Below are 3,058 nucleotides of genomic sequence, written 5' to 3'. Positions count from 1 at the left end.
CTAACTACTGTTTTGACCTGTCGGTGACCACCACCTTATGCCCGCTTCTTGCTGGACAAACGGTGTGTGTTTATGAAGGCGATATTCTTGATGCCGCCGCCTTTAGAGCTCATCTAAATGCCGCGAATGTTGGCTTTGTGAAAACCACACCCAGTCTTGCCATGGCGCTATTGCCTGGCAGCGACGCACAAGTCGATGCCCTAATGCTCGGTGGTGAAGCGCTGACTGAGCAGGCCATTGCCGCATTAAGCGACCATGTAAACGCTATTTTCGATGAATATGGCCCAACGGAAGCCACAGTCGGTGCGATGCTCGCGCAGGCCTACCCACGTCTTCATCAAGGCATAGGTAAAGCCTACCCTAACGTTAATCTTCATGTGTTATCTGAATCACTCCAGCCCATGCCCATTGGTGCGCCGGGTGAGTTATATATTTCAGGCCTTGGGGTTGCCCGTGGTTACTTAAACCGCCCTGAACTCAATGCTGAGCGCTTTATTGATAATCCATTTAGTCACGACCCCGCCCATAGCAAGCTGTACAAAACCGGTGACCTTGCCCGTTTCCTAGACAACGGCGACTTGGTGTATCTCGGTCGTAACGATGAGCAGGTGAAAATTCGTGGTTATCGTGTCGAACTAGGCGAGATTGCCGCTGCTATTGTCGACCAGCAAGGCGTACAAAACGCGGTAGTGATTGATGTGCCTGCACCGCAAGGTAAAGCATTAGCCGCTTATCTTGTCGCAGAGCCTGACCTTGAAATTACCGAGTTAAAGCTCGCCCTAAGTGCTGCTTTACCTGAATACATGGTGCCCAGCCACTTTACTCTAATCGAGCATATTCCACTCACGGGTAACGGTAAGCTTGACCGCAAAGCACTCCCCGCGCCAGAGCTTCAAGCCGACAACCTTTATGTGGCACCACGCAATGCCTTAGAGACCCAGCTTTGTGAGATTTGGCAACAGGTACTTGGCCTTGAACAAGTGGGCATTGAAGATAATTTCTTCAGTATCGGGGGGGACTCTATCTCGGCTATCCGGTTGATGAATGCATGTAATAAAGCACTGGATTTAAACATCCCAATTTCAGCCTTGTTTGAATATACCCATATTGCCGCAATCGTCGACAACTTAGAGACGCTGAGCGTGGATATCGAAATTAAAGCAGACTCCGGATCACAACAAGAACAAACTAATAGCATGAGGATTTAACCATGTTGTCATTGCTCGCTGAACTGAAAGATCACAATCTCTCAATCTGGTTGCAAGACGGCGGACTAGAGCTGTCATTTGGCGCGCAAGCGCCAGATGCTGCGCTTGTTGCAAAGTTAAAATCAAACAAAACGCAGTTGATGGATTACCTTGAAGCAAAAGCAATTTTTTCAAAGGATGCGTTTAATACACTGCCAGAATTAAACCGCTATCCGCTTTCGTTTGCGCAAGAGCGTTTATTATTTATCGAACGGTTAGAAAGTGGCACCAACGCTTATCATATTCCGTTTTTGGTTAAACTCTCTGAGCACACAGAGCTTGCACACTTAGAACAGGCGTTGAATATCGTGTTAGATAGGCACGAAGTCCTTCGCAGTGTCTATCGTCAAGACGAGCAAGGCCACGACTATCAAGAAGTGTTGAGCGCTTGTATTGAGATTACGCCTAGCCCTGTGGCTGACTTAGCTGCGCTTAATACGGCTGTTAAACAAGCGATCAGTACACCATTTGACTTAGCCTGTGAGCCTATGTTCAAGGTTTGCTGTTGGACATTAGGCGCTGAACGTTACGTGCTATTTATGTGGCACCATATTGCGTTTGATGGCTGGTCCACCGAAATCTTTATGCGTGAGCTACACCAAGCCTATTTTATGCTAGCTTCAGGCAAAACGCCTGAGCTACCAGCGCTTGAGTTACAGTACCAAGATTACGCAAGGTGGCAGCGCGAGTATCTCAGCGGCGATACCTTAACTAAGCTTTTAGACCACTGGACTGATGCACTTGCAGGTGCTGAGCAGCTTGAATTACATTCGCCTCTACCAAGGCCAAATGAATATCAATATCACGGTGCCGACCACCGTATTCATTTGGGTCAGGAACGAAGCGAAGCCCTCAAGGCCATAGCCAAAACGCAACAAACCAGTCTTTATGTAGTACTGCTCAGCAGCTGGGCATTGACATTACAAGCAACCAGCGGTCAGTCAGATTTAGTCATAGGTACGCCATCTGACAACCGTCACCTAAGCCAGACACAAAATCTTATTGGCTTTTTGGTCAATAGCTTAGCCCTCCCAGTTCATATTGATAACGCACTCGACTTTAATGCCTTAATTCAACAAGTGCACCAAACCCTAAAAGCGGCAAAGGCGCACCAAGATCTGCCATTTGATAAATTGGTCGACGCCCTAAAATTACAACGGGATCCGTCTCGCCACCCGCTATTTCAAATGATGTTTGCGCTTGAACAATTTAAAAATAACAGCGACGACAGCAGCCAACAGCTGTTTATGCCAGTGGATGAATCACAAGTCAAAGCGCTACATAAAGTGGCTAAGTTCGACATTAGTTTACTGCTACAAAATGGTGACGAAGAAGTATTTGGCGATATTAACTACGCCACAGCGCTATTTCCAAGTGACTGGATCGCAACTCTTGCTGAGCGCTTTATCAGTATTATCGATCAGGTGATCGCCAGAACCGCACAGCCACTTGCAAAAGTAGCCCTACAAAATAGAACTGAGACTGACACAATACGTGCTTGGCATGACAACGCAGAATCGCTTGCCATCGATAAAGATTTGGCCAGCTTGGTAGAGCAACACGCAGCTAACACGCCCGAGCAGACCGCCTTGTTAACCAGCAGTGGTGAAGCGCTGTCTTATGCCGAAGTGAACGGTAAAGCCAATGCCCTTGCACAGCAAATCATTGCTCAGCACCCCAAAGTACAAGCTGGCCTATTGCCTGCCGATACCCCTATCGCCCTCTACTTTTCTCGCAGTAGCGAGATGCTTATTGCTATTTTGGCCGTGCTCAAAGCCGGTGGTGCCTATGTGCCTGTTTCACCGGATTAC

The 3,058-nt window shown here is 47.9% G+C and carries 2 protein-coding genes; both read left to right on the top strand.

Annotated elements, in window-relative coordinates:
- Window positions 1-1,208 (top strand): non-ribosomal peptide synthetase (locus L3V43_RS23565; RefSeq protein WP_237123952.1); only part of this gene is annotated, 1,208 nt, incomplete at its 5' end.
- Window positions 1,209-1,210: 2 nt separating this feature from the next.
- Window positions 1,211-3,058, top strand: a 1,848-nt coding sequence (locus tag L3V43_RS23560; RefSeq protein ID WP_237117541.1) for a condensation domain-containing protein, incomplete at its 3' end; no start/stop codon positions are given.

It is taken from the genome of Pseudoalteromonas sp. L23, from assembly GCF_021728455.1.
In the GTDB taxonomy this organism is placed as follows: Bacteria; Pseudomonadota; Gammaproteobacteria; order Enterobacterales; family Alteromonadaceae; genus Pseudoalteromonas.
Note: the sequence above shows the minus strand (reverse complement) of the source record. Positions and strands in the feature narration are given on the sequence as shown.